Here is a 26320-nt window from a genome sequence, read left to right as displayed (position 1 = left end):
CTCCCGATCCGGTACCAACCGATACTCCCGATCCGGTACCAACCGATACTCCCGATCCGGTACCAACCGATACTCCCGATCCGGTACCAACCGATATCCCTGATCCGGTACCAACCGATACTCCCGATCCGGTACCAACCGATACCCCTGATCCAGCACCCGCAGATCCAACACCAACAGATAATGCCGACAGTGGGAGTTCCGGTTCCAAATCCAGTTCTAGTTCCGGTTCCAGCAGCATAGGAAGTGGTGTTTCCGCAGAGCCGGCCAGCAATATCCAAATCAAGGAGCTTGCTACCAGAAACGTGATGAGTGGGTATCATATTAAATATGAATTCCCGGAAAACGTTACCTGTATAACATATATTGAATATGATGCAGAAAGGACATTCAGAAGGACAACAGCAATTGCAGAAGTACTTAAAGGCAAATCCACACTTGTCCCAAAACTTCCTTCTGGCAGAATCTATAAACATGTGAATATCTGGGTAGGAAATAGTGGAGAAGGACTTCCTACTTCCCTTAAAAATGGATTAATCGGATTCAAAGTTGAAAAAGACTGGATTGAAGCTAATAATGTCACTGAATCCCTGATAACCCTTCAATGGTATAACAAAGGCTGGAAACCGCTCTCCACGGTAAAAGTTGGCGAAGATAAAGACTACGTTTATTTTAAGGCAAAAACTTCTGGATATTCCTCCTTTGCGATAACAGAATATCAGGAAGGAAAATTACAAAAAACTCTGAGAAACCTGGAAAGTGAAGGAAAGTCACTTCTGAACGGAAGTGCAGGACAAAACGGTCCAGACAAAAAGCCTATGGAGATAGCTAAAATATTTATGGTAATTGCTCTGCCCTTATTTGCGCTTATTGTAGGATACGGCGTGTTGAAGAAAAAGATCTAAAAGGTTTCTTTAGCATGAAAGTAGGTGAGATTTTGTTTCTCTCCTACTCCTCATTATTTTTTCCCATAAATTCCCGCGAAGAAATAATCCGCGATAAATCAAAACTTTCCTTGCATAAGCGGGCCGCAGCAAATGGATAACACATTCAGGTGCTTATTTTACTTTTACCGCAAGCATTCGGTCAAGGGCTTCTTTTGCCCTGATCCGCACGTCTTCGGGAACAGCCACTACGTGCTGCATCTTTTCAAGAGAAGCCAGGACTTTTTCAAGATTGACCATTTTCATGCTGGGACAGCAGGCAAATTCAGAGATACAGTAATATGTTTTTTCCGGAGCTGCCTTAAGGAGCCCGTGAATAAGCCCGCACTCCGTGCCGATTATAAATTCCTGTGCAGGAGAGTTTTTCGCGTACATGATCATTCCTCGCGTGCTTGCCACACAGTCTGCAAGTTCCAGGACCTCCGGGCGGCACTCGGGATGAGCGATGAATTTAGCCAGGGGATGTTTTTCCTTCATTTTCAGGACATCTTCCCTCAGGACCTGGTGGTGTGTGGGGCAGTGCCCTTCCCAGGGAATGATGGTTTTGTCGGTCCTGGCTGCAACGTAGGCAGCCAGGTTCTTGTCAGGCACAAAGATAACCTCTTTGGCGTCCAGGGAGTTTACCACTTCTACAGCGTTGGCAGAGGTACAGCAGATATAGGACTCTGCCTTGATTGCAGCCGAACTGTTTACATAGGAGACGACCAGAGCTTCAGGGTGCTTTTCTTTGAGTCTTTTAAGGCCTTCCACATCTACCATTTCAGCCATCGGGCATGTGGCATCGATTTCCGGTAACAGGACCGTCTTTTTCGGAGAAAGGATTGCAGCGCTCTCTCCCATAAAATGAACGCCGCAAAACACAATAACATCTGCTTCCTGGCGGACAGCTTCCTGGCTCAGGGCAAGGGAATCCCCTACAAAATCCGCAATGTCCTGGACTTCGGGGCGGGAGTAATAGTGAGAAAGAATTACTGCGTTTCGTTTTAGCTTCAATTCCTGGATCCTTTTTATAAGGTCTGCTTGATGCATGGGACCACCATAATATTTGAGAGAAAAATATGAATATAGAATTTTTTTAGCGTAAAGAGGCCTTTAATTAAGACGTTTAGATTTTTAACGTAAAGGCATTCTGGCAAAAGGGCATGTTAAACGTAGAAAGGAGTGCAATAAGGAACATTCTATCCATGAGGCACTTTTTCGCATACATGCAACCTTCTCCGGAGGATTTACGTGCTTAACTCCTCCGGACTATATAATGTTTGTGAACCTAATGTTTGTGAACCCCACCCGCCTTCAATCCGAATATCTAAGTTCAGGTACCTGAATCCTGTCAGTTCAGGTTCAGTCCTCAAGGTCCAACCGGGAAGAATTCAGGTCCCGATCTGGACGGGATTCAGGATCTTTTTGAGGGTAGAAACTGCAGAAAGGGCTGCAAGATAACTTGTTTTCGGATTTTCCGGGGAAGGAAGATTTTCCACTCTGGTGCTAAATTTGCCGAATTCTCCTTCTACGGTGATCTCATGCACATTTCTGGAAAGGGAGGGGTCAGCTATGATTCTTACCCCGGTCTGCTCAAAACCTATGCCTGCAAGACTTATTGTAGCTGCCACGTTAACGTTTGCAGGAAAGGCTTTTACGGCTTCTGAGGCAGTCCCCTCAAAAAGTATGGTTTCTTTTTCAAGGTTTTCAAGTTTTATGCCGTGTTCCACAACATAAGGAGCTCCCATGAGTCCTGACGGAGGTTTCCTGGTGGTCAGGGTGACCGAGGAAATGCCAGCCGCAGATGCTGAGTTTAATCCATCGATGCCGACAACCGCACCCGAGGGGAAATAAAGCTTGCAGTTGTGCTGTTTTGCAAGCTCGAAAAGGGTTGTCCTCAGTTCTTCATCGGCAAGGGCACCCACGCTCAGGACCATCACATCACATCCGGCCTTAAGGGCCTGTGGTACAATGGATTTGACAGCATTCTGAGAGGCGCTTTCTATAACAAGATCCACACCGCGTATGAGTTCTTCAATCTCCATATACGCAGGACTGCATGTCTTCAGGGAAGCTGAAAGTTCAAGGATCTTGCTTTCCGAAGAGTCACAGAGAGCAGACAGCTCTGCATTGATCTCCCCGTTATCAATAGCCTTGCAAATCTGTCCGCCAATGAATCCGCAACCAATAATTCCAATTTTCAGTATTTCAGGCTCCTGAGAATAATCAGTAGATTTTAATTGCTTTAGCCAGTAACTTAAGTTGTTTTAGCTGGTATTTTTCAATTCGTTATAATTGCTTGCATTATAATTTTCTTTATCTGTCCAGAATAATGGAAATCCGGGAACGGGATTACTGTATTCCGTTCTCTCACTTAAAATCTTCTGTTGTCCGGCTTTTGTTTTCGTCTCAAAACTCTTCTGCACATTTCTACCCGTTCTTTGCCTATTATTTACCTGTTCTCATGTTCTTTACCTGTTCTCAGCACCTTACTTCGGAGAACCCAATTACAAACAATAAAGTAAAAACGGAATAAAGAGATAATAAAGGAAAATGCCCGCGCCTCTTATAAATCCGGGCAGCATTAAGTATCGGGGTAAAAATCATGCTTATCAGAGAAGTAGAAAGCTTCATAGAAGAAGATCTGGGGTACGATGATGTTTCGTGCACTATTGTTCCGGACAGGCCTGCAGAAGCCATCATTTTCACAAAAGAGGATTGTACGGTTGCCGGACTCAATGAGGCAGCATCAATATTTTTTTATTTTGGAATTCAGGCAGAAACAGGTCTTAAAGATGGTGACTGTCTCAGCAAGGGCGATATAATTTTCAGGCTCAGAGGAGGAGCGGTATCCATTCTCAGGGCAGAGCGCCTTAGCCTTAACTTCCTCGGGCACCTTAGCGGGATTGCAACCCTGACCCGGAACTGCATGGATGTCGTAAGAAAGCACTCCGAAAGCACAAGGCTTGCGTGTACAAGGAAAACCACCCCCGGAATAAGGAAATTCGAAAAGCTCGCTGTCGCTGCAGGTGGTGGAGACACTCACAGGTTTAACCTTTCGGATGCGGTTATGATTAAAGATAACCACATCAAACTCATGGGAATAGAAGCCGCAATCAAAGCAGCGCAAAAAACAAGCTTTACGCGGAAAATTGAAGTTGAGGTAGAGTCTGCAGAAGACGCGGTCTTTGCTGCAGAACTGGGAGCTGACATTATCATGCTTGACAATATGCAGCCTGAGGCGGTCAAAGAGACTCTCTCCGTACTTGAAGAAAAAGGGCTCAGGAAATCAGTCCTTGTGGAAGCCTCAGGAGGAATTTCCCCCGCAAACCTTGAAGGTTATGCAAAAACAGGAGTTGATGTGATATCAATGGGCTCCCTTATCCACAAATCAAGATGGATAGATGTTAGCCTGGAAATAGTCAATTCCGAGAACTGAAACTATAGTTTCGGACGTAAATGCTTAAAGTTAACTCCCCAGATACGTTATAACCACGGAAGTGCCCGGTATTCCGTGGTTTCTGTGGTTTTTGTGCCTTCTGTGGTTGGTATCTTTGTTTGAGACTGACGAATAAATTTTTAGATTTACCTGTAAGTTAACACATTACTCATTCTGTTTTTTTATTTAAAAGATGTCCCTGTTGAATCTTGTTATCTCATGAATTTTTTACACCAATGAGTACATATAATATGTTTCATTTTTCGGCCGAAACTTTGAAAAACACCGAAAAGATAAAAAGGAAGTAATGAATAAAGATTACCAGGATGATAATCTGAAAACATAAAATGATCAAAAAAACTAAATCGAAAATCCGGATGAATATTACTATTGAATCCAGCTTCTAAAAGTCCACTTGTTTCATAATTTCTTCTTGGGGAGAATGTGGAATTTCAAGCACTCATCCGCATATTTTGCGCTTATATATAGTACCAAATAAAAAAAAGATCACAAGCATTCAATCGGGAAGTCTCTACAAAACTTGGTAATGTTCTTGATAATGCAGCGGCTAATTCCCGTTTTGAACTTATACTGATTTATCTTGTAGTTTAAACAGCTAATACAATAATATTCATCTAAAAATAATTTAAAGGAGAATGACCTGCCATAAATAATCTTTTTTTATAAGAAATTTGAGGTAGCAGAAGTGAAACTGAAAGGGACCCATAGAACTGTTTTGTTTGCGTTTCTCATCCTGCTGACGCTTGGCAGCACAGCATCGGCAAGAACCACAGTGTATGACGGTGATATTGAGGAAGGGGAGGTATATCAGCTTAATAATTACATAATCGAAATTACCGATGTCTTCCCTGAAGCTAGCACAGCCTCATATTACGTTTACGAAAGAGATAAGGAAATCGCAAATGGACTGCTGGATATAAACGAGAGTTTTGAGTTTGATTTCGAGGATGATGGGGAAGTCCAGATGCGCCTGAAGTCCGTGCATGGTGGAGGCGTATTACCCAGGGCTACAGTTGAGATAAGTATATCAAACTACAACATAGGAGACCTTTATGTAAGTGAGGTTATTGAAAGCGGGCACTCTGGAGCAACCTTCGCAGGGGATCCGAAGCTTGTAATAGTCAAGAGCGTAGATAAATCCGAAATAGAGGTAGGAGATGTCATAACTGTTACTGTGACTGCAAGAACTACCGGAAACGATGTTGCAAACAAGGTGCTGTTTACGGACCCTAAGCAGGAACATTTTATCCTGAAAGAAACCACTTACGAAGTTTCGACCAGCATCCCTAAAATTGATTATGGGCAATCAGTCCCCGAAACCCTGGTTTATATTTATAACTTAAAAGCAACCGAGGCAGGAACCTTCGACCTCAGAGCTGTGACTGCTACTTATACAAACAGTGCCGGTCAGACTTACCAGTCTTCTTCTAACACACCATCCATTACTGTAAGTGAAGGAAATAAGCAGATTGCGAATGTTGACTCCCTAATGAATGTGGATCTCTCATCTGTAGGAAGGAACGAAAAAATTACCTCAACCGTAATCCTGAAGAATACAGGCAGTGCCCCTGCACAGGCTGTCCGCCTCGACATTATGGTTCCGGAAGGTATGGAATACGTGGGCGGAGACGAGGGGATTGAAACTATAGGCGGAAACCCCAGAATATATCTTGAAACTCTGCAGCCCAATAACGATAAAGAGTTCAGGTATATTTTAAAAGCAAAAGAAGTGGGAACTTACAGTATAAATTCAGAGCTTTCTTATGAATACAGTAACGGTGTAGATGCCCAGAACATTAAGCAAAACAAGGAGTTTGCAAGTTCCCGTATCAATGTAAAAGAAGGTAAGTTCGATTTTCTGATTAAAAACCCTTTATACATCATAATTTCAGCAATCATCCTTGCAGTTATTGGATTTCAGGTATACAGGCGGCACAGGGAATACAGGTATTAAAAGAGTGAAACTTAATCAATTATTTAAGAAATTTAATTGCTACTATTCCAACTTAATTACTACTATGTCAACTTGATTAATAATATTCCTAAGATGTAAAATCTGTGATCGATTCCATACAGGAAAAATATTAATTCACCTTTAAATTGGAGGAATTTTTTGCTTAATATACTGGTAATAGGAAACGGGCAATGTGGAAACAGGATTCTTGATTCCATTAACCGATATGCAATGGGAGGGGGAAAAAGCTGCAACAAGCTTGCAAAGTTTTATTCAAAGCAGAGATTTAAAAGCCATGTTGAAACCCTTGCCTTCAACACTGCCGTTAATGACTTAAAAGAGATGAAATTTACAAAAGCAAAAGATAGAGTCCATATACCTCACCTGCACGGAGTCGGTGCAAACCGGAATGTAGGAAAGCAGGTCTTTGAAGAAAGTAAAGAACAGATTATGCGGCAGATTGAGGAAAGGGGCAATTTTGATATCGCCTTTGTACTCACCTCAGCTTCAGGCGGCACAGGCTCTTCTTTTACCCCTCTTCTCGTAAAAGAGATGAAAAAACGCTATGATTATCCTATTTATTGTGTCGTTGTCCTCCCTTTCAGGGAAGAAGGAACCCTTTATCTTCAAAACGCAGCTTTTTCTATCCGGGACATCCGTCAAAGCGGAGCAGACGGGATTATCCTTGCTGATAACCAGTACCTGAAAAATATAGGAGGAAGCATCCAGGATGCCTATAACGGCATCAATGACATGATTGCAGAACGTCTTCTCTTCCTTCTCGATGCTCTTGATAGTGAGATGATGATGGTAACGGACCTCGGGGATTTCAAGACCGTAATGAACGGGGGTGCAGGGCTTGCAACAATCGGCTTTTTCAGAGCTGATAAGGAAATGCCTGTTAAAACCGCAATCCAGAATTCACTCTCTCCTTCAGGCCTTTTATTTTCAACCAATGTTTATGAAGAAGCAAGCAGGGCAATGATCATAATCAAAGGCGACCGCAAATACCTGAGCATAGACGACATCTCAACTGAAATCGAAAAACTTTCCGGAGCCGTAGGACATGTCTTCAAGGGGATCGTCGTATGCAACGGAGAGTATCCGCAGATCCTTTCACTTCTGACCCTGGAGTCAGCCCATGAGCTGGAAAAACTCTATCATGTGGCAGTTCAGGCAATCCACTACGAAAAGGCAAAAAAGCAGCGTGTGGAAGAAGGTGTAGAAATGGAAAAAACCTTCTCCCAGATTGAAGGGCTGGAACCTGAATACTGAAATTCAGGTCCTTCTCCTTCTTACCTTTTTCTCATATTCTTCTTACCTTTTTCTCATATTCTTCTTACCTTTTTCTCTTAAAACCATACTACTTTCTTTAGTTTACTTCGCTATTTCTCCAAACATCATTCCGAAAGTTAACGCTTTATTGACGGTTTGTGTGAAATAAATGTACCATTTGCAGGACAAAGCGAAGTCTTTCAAAAAAGTCAATGTTCACAGGTACCCCACAGCACAATACTGAAAGTAGTGGCGGATTCATAACACATTCGCACTCACTATATATATTATCCTCAACCAAATTAAACATCACAATTAATCATACCAATCTTTGGGAAATTATTGGTATTATAAGAATTAATCTAATAAATTAGTTAACTTTATGTAATACGCTTTCTCTAGTAAATTAGAGGAACGTAATATGAATATATCCCCCAGTATTAAATTAACTAAAATTTTTTTCATTGGAGTGCTCATAGCTGCCCTGGTCGTCACCTCAGGATGTACGAGCAAATCTACTCCTGTTGAAGACGGAGAAGGTGCGGCTCCAGCAGAGTCTGCCGGGATCGCCACAAATTCCGAGGAGTTAACAGAATCCGCAGGAATCACAATCACAGATGGGTTCGGCAGAAATGTAACCATACCTGAAAATGTCGAAGAGGTCGTCTGTTCAGGGGCAGGATCCCTGCGCTACCTTGTATACCTGCAGGCTCAGGACTTCGTAGTTGGAGTTGACAGCCTGGAAAAGAAGGATTCAGCAGTAGACGGCCGTCCTTATGCCCTTGCAAATCCGCAGCTTAAGGACTATCCCCTTATCGGCGAGTTCAGGGGCAAGGATGACCCGGAAAAGATCATTAATATCAACCCTCAGGTTGTCCTGAAAACCGGTACAACTGGCCAACCTTCGGCAACAAATGCTGCTGAAGCCGACAGTCTCCAGGAAAAAACCGGCATCTCGGTAATCTCATTCCCTTACGGGTCTTTGAAGAACGAGGAACAGAAAGCTGAAATGTACAGTTCACTCCGGATAATGGGTGAGGTAGTGGGCAAACAGGAAAGAGCAGAAGAGGTAATCGCTTATATCGAAGCTACGATGGAAGACCTTGAAAACAGGACTGCAGACATTCCGGAATCCGAAAGAAAGACTGTTTATGTCGGAGGGGTGAGCAGTGCAGGAGCTCACGGGATAATTTCCACAGAGCCGGCTTATCCGCCATTCCTCTGGGTAAATGCAAATAACGTTGCGGCCGGAATGGGCGCAGACCATGCGGATATTGCCAGAGAAGCCCTGGTGGACTGGGACCCCGAGTATATCTTTATCGATATCGGAACCCTCCAGCTGGGTAACGAAGGAGCTATCGGAGAACTCAAGACCGATCCGTCACTTAAAGGGCTTTCAGCCGCGAAGAATGGAAATGTTTACGGAGTGATCCCCTACAACTACTACAGCACCAACTATGAGTCAGTGCTTGCAAACGCTTATTTCGTAGGAAAAGTGCTCTATCCGGACCGGTTTGAGGATATCGACCCTGAAGCCAAAGCCGACGAGATCTATACCTTCTTCCTGGGTAAACCTGTGTTCTCTGATCTGAACGGACAGTACAATGATACGGGTTTCAGTCAGATTCTAAAGTAAGATGGAGGGTATAAATAAGTGCATTTTGCCGACGGAGCAGTGCCCGAAGATTACCTCGTATACGTGCGGAGGAAGTACTTCTGGATAATGGGGGGGCTCCTGCTCCTTTTTTTTATGCTTATATACTCGATTTCCGTAGGAGAGGTAACGATACCCCCCTATGGTGTATTACAAACTCTGATGGGGGAGAACATCTCTGATAGCTGGGATTCGATTATCTGGAACATCCGTCTCCCTCAAGCCCTGGCTGCGATAGTCGCAGGAGCCGGGCTCTCAGTTGCTGGGGTGGTAATGCAGTCTATCCTGCGCAATCCGCTGGGGTCTCCGTTTACTCTCGGCATCTCAAACGCCGGAGCTTTCGGGGCTGCCTTTTCAGTAATTGTGCTCGGGACAGGGAGGATGCAATCGAGCGTTGCAAACGCCGTCATCCTCAACAACCCTTACCTGACCACAATGGTAGCTTTCATCTTTTGTCTTCTTGCCACAGGGGTAATCCTGCTCATCTCCCGGATCCGCGGGTCCTCACCCGAGGTAATGGTGCTTGCAGGTGTTTCGCTGTCTTCTCTCTTTACCGCAGGGACAATGTTCCTGCAGTACTTTGCTGACGATACCCAGCTTGCAGCAGTTGTCTTCTGGACCTTTGGCGATGTTGGAAGAGTGAAGAACTGGTCGGAACTGGGGATTATGACAGGAGTTGTCCTGTTCGCGGTCATATTCTTCATTGCCAACCGCTGGAACTACAATGCTATCGATGCAGGGGATGAGACCGCAAAAAGCCTCGGTGTCAACGTGGAAAAAGTCAGGCTTATAGGCATGATTATTGCTGCACTGGTCTCGGCTGTACTCGTTTCTTTTCTTGGCGTCATAGGGTTCGTGGGGCTGATCTGTCCGCACATGGTAAGACGGATTATAGGGGATGACCAGAGATACCTGATACCCGGCTCAACTCTCCTTGGGGCAATCCTCCTTCTGGTATCGGACACCGCAGCCAGGCTTATAGTGTCACCATATGTGCTTCCGGTCTCCATCCTGACTGCTTTCATGGGGGCACCGACTTTCATTTACCTGCTTATCAGGGGGTATAAACGATGATTCTTTCTGTAGATGAACTCCAGTTTTTATATCGTAACCGTAAAATCCTTCATGAGATTGCCTTTTCAATCGATGAAGGCGAAGTTGTCGCAATCCTGGGTCCCAACGGAGTTGGCAAGACTACCCTGTTAAAATGCCTGAACAGGATCCTCAACCCGAGAGGGGGAACAGTCCATATAGACGGGGAAAACCTTTCCGACCTCGGGACAATGGAAATTGCACGCCTTATCGGGTATGTCCCGCAGCGTGTGGAAACAGGAAGACTGACGGCTTTTGATGCAGTCCTGTTAGGGCGGCGACCCCATATTAAATGGGATATTACGGAAAAGGATCTTAAGATCGTTGATTCGGTCTTCAAGTTACTCTCGATGGAAAACCTGCGCCTGTCCTATATCGACGAGATGAGCGGAGGCGAACTCCAGAAGGTAGCAATAGCACGTTCTCTTGTTCAGGAGCCAAAAGTCCTTCTCCTTGACGAGCCGACAAGCAGTCTCGACCTGAGGAACCAGGTGGAGATCCTGGCCATTATCAGGCAGATAGTCCTTAAGCATAAGATTGCGGCTGTGATGACGATGCATGACCTCAATCAGGCTTTCAGATATGCAGACCGATTCATTCTCCTGAAGGGAGGGAAAGTTCACGCCTATGGGGGAGTGGAAGTAATTACCCCTCAGGTAATCGAAGAGGTATACGGCCTGCCAGTCGTTATCGGGGAGATTTCAGGTATGCGGTGTGTAGTTCCGGGGAGCCCTGCATGGGACTGCAAAATAAGCTACATTGCAAGCAAATAATGATGCAGTAATGAAAATAGCGGCACAATTGTGAGCAAAAAAATACTGGGTCTACTTTCTGATACCTCATATCAGAGGCACAGGAAGGATTTAACGTATTAAAAAAGAATATAAGGGGGTTTGCCGGAAAGGCAAACTCAATCCTTATGTGGAAAAATCCCTTGAGTGGGAATTTTCAGGTTTATCTGGTAATCATCATTTCTGCAGTTTCAGGCTTGTAGAACCAATCTCTTGGAAGTACCTTTTCCTGTTTATAGTACTTAACAAGCCTTCTGACCTTGGACTCTGTAAGGTTGAGGGAACGCTTGTTGTGGACGTCTTTCTTGTTAATAGAAAGATGCTTCCTGAGCTTCAGAGCCTTCACGATGAGGTTGGTAAGATCTTCGGGGATGTTGGAATAAACGTTGTTTTCCTTGAGAATTGTTGTGATCTTCTTACCTGTGACGAGCTTGGCGTCAGGGACTCCATAGCGGTCTCTTAAAATCATTCCGATTTCGGATGTGGAGACACCCTGTTTCCAGAGATCCAGTGTGATTGAAGTAACTTCGTCTGCTCCAATCTTGCACCACTCAGGGGCCTCGGTTCTGATAGGCCTGGTGGATGCTGATTTTCCTCTTCTTTTGGTATGCATTTTTGCCATATCTGATTCTCCTGATATTAATTGATCGATACCCGAAAGAAAAGCTCTTCGGGCTGAGGTTATATCTTTACCGACTATAACGGACCAACACATCGATCGGGAGATTTTAAATCCGCCACATCAAACTGCTGCGTGGCTTTTTCCAGGAACTCCTGAAAAAGCGTAAGTGTTTCGGTAAAAACATCACTAGAGAATGCACCATATAATATATACTTTGTGTCGGGAAAAAGAACGAAAAAAGTTAAAAGCATAAAAATAAGATCAGGGCCTCTTCCGGCGAAAAAAACTTCTGAAAAAGGCTTCCATTCCCATTAAAACGGTTTCCAGAGGTAAAGGATTATTCTTGCTCCGCCGGGATTGATCTGCCTGTGAATTGATTCTATCCCTGTATCCCTTAGAGTCCGAGCCTCCGAGAGATCTTCAGCCTCGAGTATGGCATAAACAGTCTCGTTAATCTCACCTGAAAATTCAGCTTCAAGTTCTGCCCTTATCTCTTTTCTGATATGGTCCGCCAGCAGGTCTTCAAGCAGAGAGAGTTCTGCAGTAGATACATTTTCGGGATAAGTTTCGGAATCGAGTGCAAACCCTGTTTCAAGCAGTTCCGAGAGATAGGCATTAAATTCGTCTTCTGTTGAGGGGGAATGTTCTTCACCCGCATTTTCAGAAACCCCGTAAAGCAGGGTTTCAAAAGACTCATCTGCTTCTTCTCCGAAAACCGATCCTGAATATTCCGACGGGAAAAGCAGCTCAACAGCTGTCTCCGCCCCTTCAAGAGCTGCGGCATCAAGAGAAGCATTAAAAGCCTGGAAAAGTGCTGTTGAAGCCTCTTCATCAGAAGCGTTAAGTGAAGTTTCAAGCACGGAATCATTCACACAGGCAAGAAGAGCATCCTTAGAAGGTGCACTTGCATAAAGGGGCATGGATAGTTTTGTACTCTGTCGGATGGCATCTGCAGGAGGTTCTTCTCCGACTATAAGTTCACTTCCCATCGGAAAAGCTCCCACGGGATGCCAGTAAGCTTCAAAGCGATAAGAATACCTCCCTGCAACCTTTTTGTCCAGATAAGCAGCTATAGTTTCAGAAGCTTTATCTGAATAGTCCTCAGCCAGGGGGTTGAGCGGAACGGCTGAGCCGTTGTTTGACAGGGTAAGGGATATGGCCAGGTATTCGGCTGTCAGGTCAGCAAAGGTCCTGTGTTTCTGTTCCTTTCCGAAAAGGGTGTGAGCAGGACTTTCCACAATCGAGTTTTCGGGGACTGAAATGTTAAGTGCCGAAAGAGGGGAGATTTCGTACCCGAAGTCCTCAAGTTTACAGGAAAGAAAGGATTCGAGCAGATAAGCATCCAGTTCTGAAGAAGTCACATATCCGGCTGCAATATACTGTTCATCAGCCTGCAGGGAGGGCATAAGAAGGACCCCGGAAAGTGAAATTAACACAAGCAAAAATAGGGCATCAAAAACTGTAGAATAACCTGAAGACTCCCTCATATAAACAGAAGATTCCTTAACAGTTTCACCCTTTACATTTGTATTTTTTACTTTTTGTGGCTCTCCGGAATTTTGAGAAGCTCTCACAGGTTTCATCTTATTTCACCTCTTTCTGTCCTGAATCAGATTTCCTGTCCTGAATCAAATTTCCTGTCAAGGGGCAGTCAATTCCTGCTTTTTATGTTTGCTGGCTTGCTCCTGTTTCACATCCACGGAGTTTTATACAGCACCACAGTAAGGGTCCCAGGGACCGATTCTGCAGGATTCAACTCGATTACAACCGGCACTGAAGCCGCAACTTTTTCCTGTTTTCCCATAAGATACCCCGGTTCGACAATTTCAGGATCGATGAGCCACTGCCAGCGCCCATCTCCGGTCCGAATTTCGACCAGAAACGGATAGTTTCCGGAAAAGGCTGCAAAAAATTTCATTCTTTCATCCTGTCCATCGGGACCTGACAGCTTATCAAGGGCTGATGCAGAAAGCATGCCAGGACTTTCGGCTCTAAAGACAGGTGCTTCGGCCAGTGTTCCTGCAAGAAGGGAAGCGCTTTCATAGTTCTCAAGAGCAAAAGAGCTGTCCTCATATCCCATGTATGCCCTGGAAAGAAGGGCAGCAAAGACCACGAAACCTATGACAGCAAGAGCAGTGGCAAGAAGATCGGAATGGGGTTCAAGGACTCCCCTTTCATCCCTTAATATTGACGTGTACGTTGTTTTTACTGACTTTTTGACAACCGGTTTATCGGCAACTCTGCAAAGATCACTGATAAACAAGGATACAACCAAAAGCAAAACCCCCATCACTGTCATTTATATAAATGTGCTCTTTTTTTACAGAGATACTTTCTTCAGGGTCTAAGATTATCTCCTGAGTCCCCATATTCTGTAAAAAAGTCAAAATTTCTTTATAATCAGCTGTAAGAGGAGATGTTTCACTGCCGTTTGTCCCAAACTTTGTGCGAAGTTTTTCCTGAAGTACGGATTCGTTGAAAGGCAGAACCCTGCAAGCAAAAGGCCTTACAGCCCTGAAACTCCTTTCATTGTATTCGGCTTCCAGACAGACGTATTCTCCCGAAACAAGAACCTTTACATCTTCCCTGAAAGGTAAAGCCCGAAAAACCTCTTTCTCATTAAAACGATAATAGTAAGTCCCCTGAGAATCAAAAGTTTCCTGAGAGTCCCCAGGAAATTTACTCGGAAAATCTTCCTGAAGACTCCTTAGTTCTACTTCATCTACTTCGGTTTTGAAATCCCGAGCGAGAGAGTCCAGTTGTTCCTGTGCTTCAAGGTCCTTAAAATCGGTAACCAGATGAAAAAGAGCCGCGAAAAGAACAACACTTACAAGAATCAGGGCTCCTTTTGAGATCAGAAAATCGGCCCATGCTGAGTTGTCGCCAGTAAAGTCCCTCACAGTACATGTCCCCTTAAATATCAGATTCCTCTCATAGCTCCTTATCGGAAATCAGTACGAAAAGCCTTCCTGATTCAGGTTCGATCTTTGTTGATAGGAGTACTCTGTGCCTGCCCGGCCCAAGTGAAAAGGGTCCGTTAATCTCCTGATTCGAAAAGGAAGCAACTGCGGGATAAAAGGTTGACTTCCCTCCAACAGTGATACAATAATTATCCGCATCCTCAGGCCAGTTTCCCTTCCTACCAGGCAGAGTCCCGAAGTCTACAGATGCTCCGTGAGGTATCCTTATCTCAAAGGCAATTTCACTCCCTTCTCCGCGTATGGAGAGCTGTTCGGCAGCAGCTGTTAGTTTTGAAGCTTCATCCAGGGTTTCCTGTTCCCTCACTTCCTCCAAAAAACCAGAAATATAGACTGATGAAAGAAGCAGAAGTACAGTAAAGAGAATGCCTGTAACTGTAAACCTGAAAGGAAGCCCGCATACAGCAGATTCATCAGTTATAATTTGACAGGCTGAAACTTGAGCCTTACCAGCCGTAAATTTACCCCCACACCCAGATTCCGGATAACTTTGGGAATTAAAAGTAATAAAATTTAAGCTGTATGTCTATAAAAAGTTTATCTTTTGTTTGGATTGAAACACAGGGCAATAAATATATTATCTAAATAATATCATCAAAATTAATACTAAGTGGAATGGCGAATAAGTGGAATGGCGAATAAGTGGAATAGAGTATCCAAGTGAAAGGTAAAAAGGACCGCAAAAAAAGGAAAGGGAAGGAAAGGAAAGGAAAGGAAAGGAAAGGAAATAAAGAAGCATAAATAGGACAAAAGGAATACTTTCAGTCCGGCTGCCCTGTAATCTTTCCTATAATTTCTTCCAGTGTCAAAAACTCCTGTTCTCCGGATACCATGTCCCTGAAAGTCAGTTTTCCTGCCTCGAGTTCTTTTTCCCCGACTATGATCACGTAGTCGGCATTGATGGTATTTGCATAGGTGAGCTGGGCTTTGAAATTACGCTCCATGAGGTCTATATGGACAGGCAGGTAATTCCTCAGGGTAGTTGCAAGTTTTGCAGCTTCCAGATGAGTTTCGGGTTTTGAGACCATCACCAGTTTTCTGGGTTCCGGGGTTTCGAGTGGACAGATCTCCATTATCCTGTCAAAACCTATCCCGAAGCCTGTAGAAGGTACATCTCCGCCTCCGAAAAGCTTTATCAGCTGGTAAGAGCCTCCCCCACATACCTGTTTCTGGGCGCCAAGGCCTTCGGCATAAACCTCAAAGACCATGCCCGTGTAGTAGTCAAGCCCGCGTGCAATCCCGAAATCAAGCGAGTAATCGACGCCGTATGCATCAAGAAGCTTTAGGGTCTTTTCAAAGCTTACAAGCTCGGGGATATTCCCGACTATTTCTTTTACCTTAGGGAGAATGTACTTGCCTTCAAGGTGTATCAGGTGGAAAAGATCAGACTTTAACTGTTCTTCTGCCCCGATTTCCTCAAGCAGGGCTTCAAGGCCTGCATACTCTTTCTTATCCACAAGCCTCATGACCTTACTTACGATCTCGGGTTCAAGCCCTTTTAAAAGCGTACGGATCACTGCAAGGTTTCCGATCTTCATGTCGCCCTGAATGCCCACAGCTTTTAACATTGCATCGGCAAGGGCAATAACCTCGGCGTCCGAGTCGGATTTACCGCTTCCTATGAGTTCAACCCCGAACTGCCAGAATTCCCTGAAACGGCCTTTCTGGGGGCGCTCGTAGCGGAAACAATTTTCAAAGTAGAATAACTTCAACGGCTTGGGGAGAGACTGAAGTTCGTTTACATACATCCGCATGACAGGAGCCGTAAGTTCCGGTCTGAGGGTCATCTCCCTGGCTCCTTTGTCCGTGAAGTTATAGAGTTCCCCTATAATACCTTCTCCGGACTTAAGGGTAAAAAGGTCCAGATGTTCAAACGTGGGCGTAATGATCTCACTGTAGCCCCAGTTACGGACAACATTTCGCATAACGCTTTCCACGTACCTTCTCCGGGCAGTATCTGCGGGTAAAAAGTCCCGGGTCCCTCTTGGCCTGTTAACTGTCATTTTTTAATGCACCTGGTATATATCGAATTTAGAGAATTTATGCTGAAGACATAACCGCTTGTTCGGATAAATAACTCATATACATTTCATAAGCAGCATATAAAGCTCTTGTAAATAGCCTATATCTATTCTTAATCTATGAAAGAAAGGGTCAGGTTAGTTTCCTGGATTAAATGGATTCCTATAGGAAGCATTATCCTTACATTCTACTGTGATCTGCAGTTTTACAATATCATAATCTACAGTTTTACAATATATTCTGCGGTTATACGGAAGCTGCTCTGTTCCTCTTCAGCTTTTCTGGATGGAGTAGTCAAAAACAAGCTATTTTACTTTTTCTATATCCCCCTCTAAAAGTCAAAAAATATACAAATAGAATATACAAATAGAAATCAGTTAGAAAAGCAGATATAATAAGGGACTAACAACACTTATAATATATTATTTATGTAAAATAAAGTAGAATGGATTCCAGAACGCAGAGTTTTCGCAATCAAACAACAACAAAGCAAATAAAGGCAAGTTTGAACCGGCTAATATAATAAACAACTTAATATACATGATTCACGCTAAATATTTGCGATCGACGTGTCAGAGCAAAGAAGTGTACCTTTAAGGGAGCATCTGCTGGCCCTGAAACCCTGCAGACATGGAGGGTTAATCCAGGAAACTTCGGAGACATACGGGATCCCCGAAGGTGAAATTCTCGACTTCAGTGCAAACTTTAACCCACTGGGAAGCCCATTTGACTATCCAGAAAGCGGATTAAACTTTGGGGATATCATTGAAGAGAGCTTCGGAAAACTCCTGGAATACCCCGACAACAGGTATCTGGAGTTCAGGAAAGCTGCTGCTAGATTTGTAGGACTGGGTGTAACACCTCAGAGTATTATTCCTGGTAACGGTTCAACGGAAATTGTCAGGCTTGTAGTTGAATCTGTTGTAGAAAAAGGAGACAAGGTCCTTTTACCATGGCCCACTTTCGGAGAATACGAAATGCAGTGCCGGATCGTAGGAGCAGAGCCGGTATATCCTGCACAGGACGAGGTGGATACACTATCGGATGAGATGCTGGATAAGGCAAAAATCCTTTTTATCTGTAATCCGAACAACCCTACCGGAAAACTCCGGAGCAGGGAAGAACTTAAAGCTCTTGCAGCACGCTGCAGGGAGCATAAAACTCTTCTTTACGTAGACGAAGCCTTCATTGAGCTATCCGATTATTCACAGAGCGTTGCAGACCTTCCTGCAGACAACGACTATGTTTTTGTCATGCGCTCTCTTACAAAGGACTTTGCGATCCCCGGGATCAGGATGGGCTTCGGGATAGCTTCTCCGGATATGGCTGAGATCCTGAACACAGCAAGGTTGTCCTGGAACCTCGGAGCTATTGCAAACACTACCGGAATCGCGCTTCTCAACATAGAAGGCGGGATTGACAGCCCATACCTGAAAAAAGCAAGGGCAATGATCCTTGAAGAAGGGGAAAAGCTCAAAGCCAAACTTGACAGAATAAGGGGCTTTGAAGTCGGGGAAGTAAATGTTAACTTTATCTTTGTCAACATCAGCAAATTCATGCTTGATTCCGGTGAACTGAGTGAACGCCTTGCAGCTCGCGGGGTCCTTATTAGGGACTGTGTCTCATTTCACGGCCTGGGAAAAGATTACATAAGAGTTGCCGTCAGGACCGGAGAAGAAAACGACAGGCTCATTGCTGCAATCGGAGAAGTTATCACCGAATGGGGCAGAGAACAGGCGAAGAACGAACTGCAGCAAGTAATCGAAAAAGCCAGTGAAGAAGGCATAGGAGGCAGGAAGACCTGCGAGTATTACCCGTGTCATTTTGAAGGCCAGAACTGTACCTTCTGCTTCTGCCCATTCTACCCCTGTGAAAACGAGAAAACCGGAGGTAAATGGATCAAGAGCTCAAGAGGCGGCAGAGTCTGGAGTTGCGTTGACTGCCACCTTGTCCATAAGACGGAAATCGCCCAGAAGATCCTTGACTGCCTGATGCAGGAAGGGGATACGGACGAACTTGTAAAAGTAGCCTGGAAAAAAGTGATGGAGCCTATCTTATGATTATCCCGGACAGCGGGCACCTTGCTCTGGTACTTCTGCTTGCTGCAGTTATAGACATAGTTTTTGGAGAGCCTCCTGCTGCTATTCACCCCGTTGTCTGGATAGGAAAATTAATCAGTTTTTTGAAAAACGCAGCCCCCAAAACCCATAGAAAAATCTATGGTGTGGCAATGGCTCTTTGCTGTGTTTTCTTCGTGTCTTTACTGGGCTATTCCGTGCTTTATGTTGCGAACTTTCCGGGAGTTCCGGGCGTTCTCGGCCTCTTCATTGAAGCTTATTTCCTGAAAGCCACCTTTGCAATCAACTGCCTGCTGAGCCCTGCCAGAAAGATTTACAAACACCTTGAAGAAAACCAGCTGGTAAAAGTCCGGGAACTGCTTCCTATCTACGTCAGCCGGAACACCTCCAAACTGACAAAAACTCAGATGTCTTCTGCGGTTATTGAATCCGTTTCCGAAAATTACGTGGACGGTGTCCTGAGCCCGATTTTCTATTACGCACTTTTCGGAGAACTCGGGCTTGTGGCGGCCTACGCCTTTAAAGCCATAAGCACTCTTGACTCGATGGTGGGGTATAAAACCGAGCCTTACAGGGAACTGGGATACTTCTCAGCAAAGTCCGATGATGTATTGAACTGGATCCCTGCACGTATTTCAGTTATCTTTATCCTTGCTGCAGCCTTTACAATATCCTTATTCCCTAAAAACGGAAGAAAAATCAATCCGCTCGACAGCGTAAAGGCTGCTCTCGAAGACGGGATGAAGACTCCGTCCCCCAATTCCGGCTATCCAATGGCTGCTACTGCCGGGGCTCTGGGGGTTAAACTTGAAAAACCCGACACTTATGTGCTGGGAGCCTCATACCCGCCTACCGAAGTAAAAGATATAAAACGGGTCTCCCAATTAATAGCAATTGCTTCAGGGTTTTCACTTGTTGCTTTTGTGGCAGTGATCCAGATAACGGGAATTTACCTGTATCTGTGATCTGTCGATGTATCCCATTACTTTGAAACCATTACTTTGAAACCATTAATTTACAGGACCACTGCTAATTTCATAATCCGGATGCGCGGAAGCTGGAGCCCTGAGAAATCGGAATATGCCCGGCAGGTGATGCCGGAAGCAGTAAATCCATTATGGATCCATCAAATTGGCCGGTAAAAAGCTTAAAACCAATTTCTTGTTTTAAGCTCCATCATTTCAAGTTCGACCGTTTTAGTAATATTCTCAAGTAGAACCTAACCGTTTTAATAATAATATTAAGCAGAAACTAACCGTTTTGACAACCCCGGAGTGATCAGTTTGAAGTTATCCGATATTGAGGAAAGGGACCTGAAAAAAGGGCAGCCTGAAAAAATAGAGGGAAAAGCTACCGTCGATATCCTCGATGTCCTGGCTGAAGAAGGCATAAGTATCCAGGACCTTGCGGACACAGCTCTCGAAATGTATGTCCCTCACCCCGGACTTGAGACAAGGGAAAAAGCCGAAGCTCTGTTTAAAAGAGAACTCAAATTCGCTCTGTCGGACCCGAATCTCTGCCTTCTGATTTATTCCGGGGTCCTGCTGGAGAGGGAAGGCAGAGCCGGAAACCTTCCGAACCTTAGCAAAAGTTCTTATGAAAAAGACCTTAGTTTTATAATCGCTGACGAGGTGCTGGGCAACAGCATCGCAAACTATATCAGCGGTTCTAAAGGGACATTCGAGTTTGTCAGGTATGACAAACAAAAACCCGGAATTCTTGCAAATCTGGGACCTTTCATGGACGACGTCATAGGGGGCCTTATCGGAGGCGTGTCTTCCAATATGTATTCAAGAGGTATGGCAGAGTTTGAATAAAATTACTAAAAAACAGGCGATACATAATGAATTCATATTTACTGGCATTTAAGTCGGGTTTTGGCTTCCTGTCCACGATCCCTGTCGGAATCAGTATGGAAGGGATCGATGAACTCATGAAAAAGATCTACTTCTACCCTATCGTGGGAGCCGTAATCGGGCTTCTCATAGGGACAGTTGCATACATAGGGCAGTTGATATTTCCGGGCCCGGTCCTTGCAGCCCTTATCATGGGAGTTATATATTACCTTACAGGCTTTAACCACCTCGACGGGGTCACTGATATGGGAGACGGCTTTATGGCCCATGGGTCTCTTGAGAAAAAAATCAAAGCCTTAAAAGATACGACTCTCGGGACAGGAGGAGTGGCGTTCGGCATGCTTGTACTGCTTTCCCTGTACGGTTCCATAAGGTCTGTCCAGGAAGAAGGCTTTACAGCTTTTGGTTCTAACCTTCCGCTGCTTATGTTTGCATCCCTGTTTATTGCAGAGGTCAGCGCCAAGCAGTCCATGTTAACCATTGCCGCTTTTGGGAAACCGATTCCTCCCCCGAAAGACCAGGCTTATCCGGGTCTCGGAGCCATGACCATAAACGGGGCAACCCATAAAAATTTCCTCATAGGATTTATCTTTGGAGCAGTTGTATGTTCCCTGCCATTTGGATTGATAGGACTGCTTCCCTACTTTGCAGCATGTACCTCGGCTCTTGTACTCCTTAACCGGAGTTATGCCCACTTTGGGGGCTTAAACGGCGACGGAATAGGTACTGCTAACGAAATTGGACGGATAACTGCCCTGATTATTATTGCGGTTATCCTCAAACTTTCATTATACACCGGAGGTCTGGAATGGACGCTATTGTAATGGCAGGAGGATTCGGGCAGAGGCTTGGAATGGGGGAAAAGCCCTGTGTTGAATTGCTCGGAAAGCCACTCATTACCTATGTGATAGATACACTTAGATCAACAAAAAATATAGACCGAGTTTTCGTTGCGGTCTCACCTGTTACCCCGAAGACCGAAATCATGATCCAGGAACGCTATAAAGGCGAGGTTCAGGTAATCAGGACCTTTGGAGGAAACTATGTAGGGGACATGATCCATGCAGTGGAAACTGCAGAAACGACGGGTCCTGTAATGATTATCATGTCCGACCTGCCCCTTATAGACTCCGAGCTTATTGATTCGGTAATCCGGAAATACAGGGAAGAAGGAAAGCCCGCACTTTCCGTATATGTCCCTATCAACGTATGCAAGGGAGCAGGAACCAGGCCGGATACTGTATTTAACAAGGATGGAAAACTTATCGTGCCCGCTGGAGTAAATATCCTTGACAGTTCTCAAATCCGAACTGAACAGGAAGACTTTAATCTGATACTTGATAATCCCAAACTAGCACTAAACGTAAATACCGTTAAAGACTTGCAGCGCTGCAAGGATTTGCTGCAGTGCTCAAACTAAATGTTGCAGTGCTCAAACAAAAATTTGCTAGAGGTGTCATATATTTTATCCTTAAAAAACCTGATATTGAGCCGTGATGGGAAAAAAATTCTGCGTGGGGTCAACCTTGAAGTAGGAGACCGGGAAATCCACAGCATCATCGGCGCAAACGGTGCAGGGAAAAGTACACTTGCCTACACCCTGATGGGGCTCCAGGGTTATGAACATGAAGAAGGCAGCATCATTTTTGATGGGGAAGATGTTGCAGTACTTTCGATAACCGAACGTGCAAAAAAAGGCATAACCCTTGCCTGGCAGGAACCCGCCCGCTTTGAGGGGCTAAAGGTCAGGGATTACCTTGCAATCGGGGCAAAAGGTAATGGAGGCATTACAGAAGAAGAGATAAAGGAAGCCCTCAGGAAAGTCGACCTGAAACCTGAAAAATACCTTGACAGAGAAGTAGGCGAGGCATTGAGCGGGGGCGAAAGAAAGCGAATCGAGCTTGCCTCTATCATTACCATGAAGCCGAAACTTGCAATTCTTGATGAACCGGACTCCGGAATTGACGTGGTTTCCTTAAAAGAAATCGTCTCCCTGATCCGGGCCCTCAAAGAAAACGGCTCTTCAGTCCTTGTAATCACTCACCGGGAAGAAATTGCAGCCGCCTCGGACAAAGCATCCCTTATGTGCGAAGGGTCAATCCTCAGGAGCGGGGATCCCCTGGAAATCAGCGAATTTTTTAAAAACAGATGCATACCCTGTGACAACCGGGTATCACCCCCAAAGGTGGTCTGAAAAATGACTCAGATTACATTGAATGCGCTTTCCAGAGAAGCAGAAGGCATAACGGCAGCTTATACCGCAGCCGGAGGAGATACTGCAGTCCTGCATGATCATGGAATCTCAAGTCTTGTGATAAGCGGGAACAAGGTGCTAAGTGCAAATGCGACCGAAGGCATAGTGCTTGAGAAAAAAGAAACCGAACACGGCGTGGACATTAAACTGACCATCAAAAAAGGATCTAAAATCCCCCTGCCTGTCCACCTCTGTTTCGGTGTGGTCCCTAAAGATGGGCTTCAGGAAATCAATATGGACTTCGTAGCCGAAGAAGACTCGGCTGTGGAACTTATAGCCCACTGCACCTTCCCGAACGCTGAAAAGGTTATCCACAAAATGGATGCTGAGATGCTTATCGGAAAGAATGCGTCCTTGAAATACACCGAGACCCATTTCCACGGCTCCCACGGAGGAATTCAGGTGATCCCGAAAGCCCATATAAAGATCGAGGAAGGAGGCAGTTACTACACGAACTTTTCCCTTCTCTCCGGAAGGGTAGGGTATCTGGAATTCGATTACAGTGTGGATGCCGAAAAAGACTCGATCTGCGAGATGGTCACCAAGGTCTACGGAAAAGCAGACGATATGATAAAGATCCTCGAGAAAATCTCCCTGAACGGAGAAAACGCCCGCAGTGTTATCAAAAGCCGGCTTGCCATAACTGATAATGCCATATCGGAATTCAGGGGAATCACCGAAGGCCACGCCCCGAGAGCCCGCGGACACGTGGACTGCATGGAAGTCATCCAGGGCAATGCAAAGGCTGAAGCCGTGCCAATTGTCCGGGTCGACAATCCTCTTGCAAAGGTTACTCATGAAGCTGCAATCGGCTGCGTGGACAAAAAGGAAGTAGAAACTCTCATGGCCCGCGGTCTTGAAGAAGACGAGGCAATAGACATTATAGTGAAGGGAATGCTGGCTTAAAATCTGCCTCCATCCCTTCTTTGCCTGAATCCGGTATCCTGTATACGGGGTTCAGCCAATCAAGAACAATTTACTGGAAAGTTTAGAGATCTCAACACTGAAGTAGGTGGAAAGTATGAGTGGTGAATTAATCATTCTTGAAAAAAAGTATTCGGAAAGAAATCTGCAGTTAATTACGGGAAAAAAGGACATAAGTTCGCATACGATGGATATTCCCGAAGAAATGTTGCTTTTAAGTGAAGTAATCGAAGACCCCAGAAAACTTCCTTACCTGCTGGAAACCTTTTATACTGCACAGATAAAGAATGAAAAAGCTTTTCATTTTGCTCTGCTCAGAGTCCAGGTAGATTCGGATATAAGGATGCATGAAGACATCCAGAGATACCAGCAGAGAAGATACGTAGCTGAAACCCTTGAGAAATTACTCTACGGGGAGCTTATGCTTTCAGTAGGGGATAATACGAGCCTTGAAGAAGATTGAGGGCTCTGGCCTTAAAAGAGTTCTTTCCCGACTTTACCCTTTTCCCTCTCCTTCTACATTCAGGAACTTGAAGCAGTAATGAGTTTTCCAAAACTCCTGTTTTTTACAGAAGCCCGGACTTTTGACTTAAACTTTCGATTTTCTCCAGCCTTTTTGCTCTCGGGTAAAGAGTTTCTTTTGCCGTTGAGAACCAGCAGAAAAAAATCACATCCTATCACGTTTTTATCCTCAGTGTTCCTGATCCCCGGCGTATATTTAATAGGGTCCTCAAAAAATCATCAATTTTTTAAGGGCTAATTAACCTCATTTAGTAGCCTAAGTACATTGATAGCGCTTCCCCAATAAAAGTACCGATGGAAAATAACTTATTTCAAATTTAAATATTTAATTACCCTTAATTTACAATTTAAGGTTTTATTTCCCCTCCTTTTAAGCACCAAACATAATGTGGTGGAAAACAAGCTCAAGAGCCTTAATTCCTAAGAATTTTAACGTTTATAAGAATAAAGCCTTAATTTACCTTATTTAGCATTCCCCTGGATTAATAGAGATTATTTTACTAAAAAATGAATTTTTAATGTGTACTTTTATTTTGGAACCTCTATTATGTGCCTATTGCCTAAAATAAACGATATAAACTCTCAATTTACACCCTCTTTTAGAAGGACCCTAATATTTAAACCAAATCGAAGAAATCTGGGGTTCTACTTAATCATTAAAAATAATAACTATTTAATAATTTTAACAAGATATAAATATATAGATTCAAACGATATTAAATAGGGGGTATAGCCCGGAAAAACGGGATTTTTCAGTAGTTTTCCGTGAGAACGCCTGGAAGGATAACAGAATAGAGGTGAGGTTCGGGAAGACAAACTACCGGCACTACCATATTTAACAGACTGGAAGAGTAATCCGGAGGAGGGGGCCAAAAGTACAGCTGTATAGTGGGAACTATATATGTAGAAACCTGGGGGTTAAAGCAGGTACCAGCAACAGACAGAAACTGATGCAAAAGTAGATCTCGATCCATCAGGAAAAGCGGGAAAATGAAACTCGCTTTCTGGAAGAGATGGTTTTTCTTTTTAAATGTATAGACTGGGATTCTTCCGGCACGAAGAACCCACTGTTCTTACAAAATAAATGTGGAAAAAGAGGGTTTTAAAATGGCAAGCAAAGAAGAATTACTTCAGGAACTTTCGGATGCGATTATTTCCTGCAAGAAGGACAGGGTGATTGCAGCCGTAGAAAAGGCAAAAGGAGTGATGGAACCGGCCGAGATCATTGAAAAGGGGCTTGCGGCCGGAATGAACCAGGTAGGTGTCCTCTTTGAGAGAGGCAAACTTTTCTTACCCCACGTGATGATGGCTGCAGACGCGATGACTGCAGGGGTCAAACTCCTTGAATCTGAAATGCCTGCAGGAGCCCAAAAAAAGACAATGGGAGTCATTGTTAACGGGACAGTAGAGGGAGATGTGCACGACATAGGCAAGTCTATAGTCTCTACCATGCTCCAGTCCGCAGGATTTGAAGTTCATGACATCGGCAGGGATGTCCCGATCAAGAACTTTATCGAAAAGGCAAAGGAGGTCAATGCGGATATGATCGGACTTTCGGCCCTGATGACCACAACTCTTCCTGGACAGAAAGGGGTTATCGAACTCCTCAAGGAAGAAGGTATGAGGGAGAGAGTAAAGGTCATGGTCGGAGGAGCCCCTGCAACCCAGGCCTGGGCCGATAAGATAGGGGCAGACTGCTACGCAGAAAATGCCAGCGAAGCCGTGGCAAAGGCAAAGGAACTGCTCCTTGGGAAGTGAGAATAAATGGCAACAGAATACGCTCTGAGGATGGGAGATGGAAAGAGGATCTTCCTTTCCAAAGAAAAGATTGTTGAGGAGATTGAGGCAGGTACGGCTAACGCCGCTGACCTCGGTGAGATTCCTGTCCTCAGTGGTGATGAACTTGAAAAGCTTG

At 44.6% G+C, this 26320-nt stretch carries 24 protein-coding genes and 1 pseudogene; 17 read left to right on the top strand and 8 right to left on the bottom strand.

Going from position 1 to position 26320, the window contains the following annotated elements; all coding sequences use genetic code 11:
- On the top strand, window positions 1-905 hold a 905-nt coding region (locus tag EO98_RS04435; RefSeq protein ID WP_156161018.1), incomplete at its 5' end, for a PGF-pre-PGF domain-containing protein.
- Window positions 906-1058: 153 nt separating this feature from the next.
- Here the strand turns inward: EO98_RS04435 and nadA are convergent.
- Together nadA and EO98_RS04425 are read right to left on the bottom strand one after the other, a co-directional pair.
- Window positions 1059-1973: a quinolinate synthase NadA gene (nadA, locus tag EO98_RS04430; protein ID WP_048137060.1), complete on the bottom strand. Its 915-nt coding sequence runs from the start codon at window positions 1971-1973 to the stop codon at window positions 1059-1061.
- 341 nt (window positions 1974-2314) lie between these two features.
- Window positions 2315-3130, bottom strand: a complete 816-nt coding sequence (locus EO98_RS04425; RefSeq protein WP_082098468.1) for an aspartate dehydrogenase — start codon at window positions 3128-3130, stop codon at window positions 2315-2317.
- Window positions 3131-3528: 398 nt separating this feature from the next.
- Between EO98_RS04425 and nadC the strand changes: the two genes are divergently transcribed.
- The 6 genes from nadC to EO98_RS04395 all read left to right on the top strand — a co-directional run bounded on the left by nadC (window position 3529) and on the right by EO98_RS04395 (window position 11131).
- Window positions 3529-4362 carry a carboxylating nicotinate-nucleotide diphosphorylase gene (gene nadC / locus EO98_RS04420; protein WP_048137056.1) on the top strand — a complete coding sequence of 278 codons (834 nt, stop codon included), beginning with the start codon at window positions 3529-3531 and terminating at the stop codon, window positions 4360-4362.
- A 706-nt stretch (window positions 4363-5068) separates the two neighbouring features.
- Window positions 5069-6337: a BatD family protein gene (locus EO98_RS04415; protein ID WP_156161017.1), complete on the top strand. Its 1269-nt coding sequence runs from the start codon at window positions 5069-5071 to the stop codon at window positions 6335-6337.
- A 159-nt stretch (window positions 6338-6496) separates the two neighbouring features.
- Entirely contained in the window at window positions 6497-7612 is a 1116-nt protein-coding gene (locus EO98_RS04410) for a cell division protein FtsZ (RefSeq protein ID WP_048137053.1), read from the top strand.
- Between the two features lie 421 nt (window positions 7613-8033).
- Window positions 8034-9248: an iron ABC transporter substrate-binding protein gene (locus EO98_RS04405; RefSeq protein ID WP_048137052.1), complete on the top strand. Its 1215-nt coding sequence runs from the start codon at window positions 8034-8036 to the stop codon at window positions 9246-9248.
- Between the two features lie 18 nt (window positions 9249-9266).
- A complete protein-coding gene (locus EO98_RS04400; RefSeq protein ID WP_048137051.1) occupies window positions 9267-10340 on the top strand; it encodes an iron ABC transporter permease in 1074 nt (357 codons plus the stop codon).
- The gene (locus EO98_RS04395) at window positions 10337-11131 is read left to right on the top strand and encodes an ABC transporter ATP-binding protein (RefSeq protein ID WP_048137049.1); all 795 of its coding nucleotides are present in this window, start codon (window positions 10337-10339) and stop codon (window positions 11129-11131) included. The genes EO98_RS04400 and EO98_RS04395 overlap by 4 nt, the downstream gene beginning before the upstream one ends.
- A gap of 181 nt (window positions 11132-11312) precedes the next feature.
- Here EO98_RS04395 and EO98_RS04390 read toward each other — a convergent pair whose 3' ends face one another.
- From EO98_RS04390 to hisS, 6 genes are all read right to left on the bottom strand, one after another.
- A complete protein-coding gene (locus EO98_RS04390; protein ID WP_048137047.1) occupies window positions 11313-11771 on the bottom strand; it encodes a 30S ribosomal protein S15 in 459 nt (152 codons plus the stop codon).
- A 311-nt stretch (window positions 11772-12082) separates the two neighbouring features.
- Window positions 12083-13354: a hypothetical protein gene (locus EO98_RS04385; RefSeq protein WP_235283435.1), complete on the bottom strand. Its 1272-nt coding sequence runs from the start codon at window positions 13352-13354 to the stop codon at window positions 12083-12085.
- A gap of 107 nt (window positions 13355-13461) precedes the next feature.
- Window positions 13462-14046: a hypothetical protein gene (locus tag EO98_RS04380; RefSeq protein ID WP_235283434.1), complete on the bottom strand. Its 585-nt coding sequence runs from the start codon at window positions 14044-14046 to the stop codon at window positions 13462-13464.
- Window positions 14021-14671 carry a hypothetical protein gene (locus EO98_RS04375; RefSeq protein WP_200895207.1) on the bottom strand — a complete coding sequence of 217 codons (651 nt, stop codon included), beginning with the start codon at window positions 14669-14671 and terminating at the stop codon, window positions 14021-14023. The genes EO98_RS04380 and EO98_RS04375 overlap by 26 nt, the downstream gene beginning before the upstream one ends.
- A 31-nt stretch (window positions 14672-14702) precedes the next feature.
- Window positions 14703-15056, bottom strand: coding sequence for a hypothetical protein (locus EO98_RS04370; protein ID WP_235283433.1), 354 nt, complete (start codon window positions 15054-15056; stop codon window positions 14703-14705).
- Window positions 15057-15510: 454 nt separating this feature from the next.
- The gene (gene hisS / locus EO98_RS04365; protein ID WP_048137042.1) at window positions 15511-16752 is read right to left on the bottom strand and encodes a histidine--tRNA ligase; all 1242 of its coding nucleotides are present in this window, start codon (window positions 16750-16752) and stop codon (window positions 15511-15513) included.
- Window positions 16753-17340: 588 nt separating this feature from the next.
- Between hisS and cobD the strand changes: the two genes are divergently transcribed.
- The 10 genes and pseudogenes from cobD to EO98_RS18225 form a co-directional block, all read left to right on the top strand.
- The gene (gene cobD / locus EO98_RS04355) at window positions 17341-18831 is read left to right on the top strand and encodes a threonine-phosphate decarboxylase CobD (RefSeq protein WP_048137038.1); all 1491 of its coding nucleotides are present in this window, start codon (window positions 17341-17343) and stop codon (window positions 18829-18831) included.
- The gene (locus EO98_RS04350; protein WP_048137035.1) at window positions 18828-19814 is read left to right on the top strand and encodes a cobalamin biosynthesis protein; all 987 of its coding nucleotides are present in this window, start codon (window positions 18828-18830) and stop codon (window positions 19812-19814) included. The genes cobD and EO98_RS04350 overlap by 4 nt, the downstream gene beginning before the upstream one ends.
- Window positions 19815-20132: 318 nt before the next feature.
- On the top strand, window positions 20133-20666 hold the full coding sequence (cobZ, locus tag EO98_RS04345; protein ID WP_048137033.1) for an alpha-ribazole phosphatase CobZ: 534 nt from the start codon (window positions 20133-20135) through the stop codon (window positions 20664-20666).
- A gap of 26 nt (window positions 20667-20692) precedes the next feature.
- Window positions 20693-21529 carry an adenosylcobinamide-GDP ribazoletransferase gene (cobS, locus tag EO98_RS04340; protein WP_048137031.1) on the top strand — a complete coding sequence of 279 codons (837 nt, stop codon included), beginning with the start codon at window positions 20693-20695 and terminating at the stop codon, window positions 21527-21529.
- Window positions 21514-22125 (top strand): NTP transferase domain-containing protein, encoded by a 612-nt coding sequence (locus EO98_RS04335; protein WP_048137030.1) that lies wholly within the window; start codon window positions 21514-21516, stop codon window positions 22123-22125. The genes cobS and EO98_RS04335 overlap by 16 nt, the downstream gene beginning before the upstream one ends.
- Before the next feature lie 66 nt (window positions 22126-22191).
- Window positions 22192-22899 carry an ABC transporter ATP-binding protein gene (locus EO98_RS04330; protein WP_048137028.1) on the top strand — a complete coding sequence of 236 codons (708 nt, stop codon included), beginning with the start codon at window positions 22192-22194 and terminating at the stop codon, window positions 22897-22899.
- A 3-nt stretch (window positions 22900-22902) separates the two neighbouring features.
- Window positions 22903-23865: a SufD family Fe-S cluster assembly protein gene (locus EO98_RS04325; protein WP_048137026.1), complete on the top strand. Its 963-nt coding sequence runs from the start codon at window positions 22903-22905 to the stop codon at window positions 23863-23865.
- 115 nt (window positions 23866-23980) lie between these two features.
- Complete coding sequence (locus EO98_RS04320; RefSeq protein WP_048137024.1) at window positions 23981-24346, top strand: hypothetical protein; 366 nt, start codon at window positions 23981-23983, stop codon at window positions 24344-24346.
- Window positions 24347-25512: 1166 nt separating this feature from the next.
- A complete protein-coding gene (gene mtbC / locus EO98_RS04315; protein ID WP_048137022.1) occupies window positions 25513-26163 on the top strand; it encodes a dimethylamine corrinoid protein MtbC in 651 nt (216 codons plus the stop codon).
- Window positions 26164-26169: 6 nt separating this feature from the next.
- Window positions 26170-26320: pseudogene (locus EO98_RS18225) on the top strand ([dimethylamine--corrinoid protein] Co-methyltransferase); the annotation flags it as partial.

This window comes from Methanosarcina sp. 2.H.T.1A.6, from assembly GCF_000979455.1.
Lineage (GTDB): Archaea > Halobacteriota > Methanosarcinia > Methanosarcinales > Methanosarcinaceae > Methanosarcina.
This window is presented reverse-complemented; position numbering and strand designations above follow the sequence as displayed.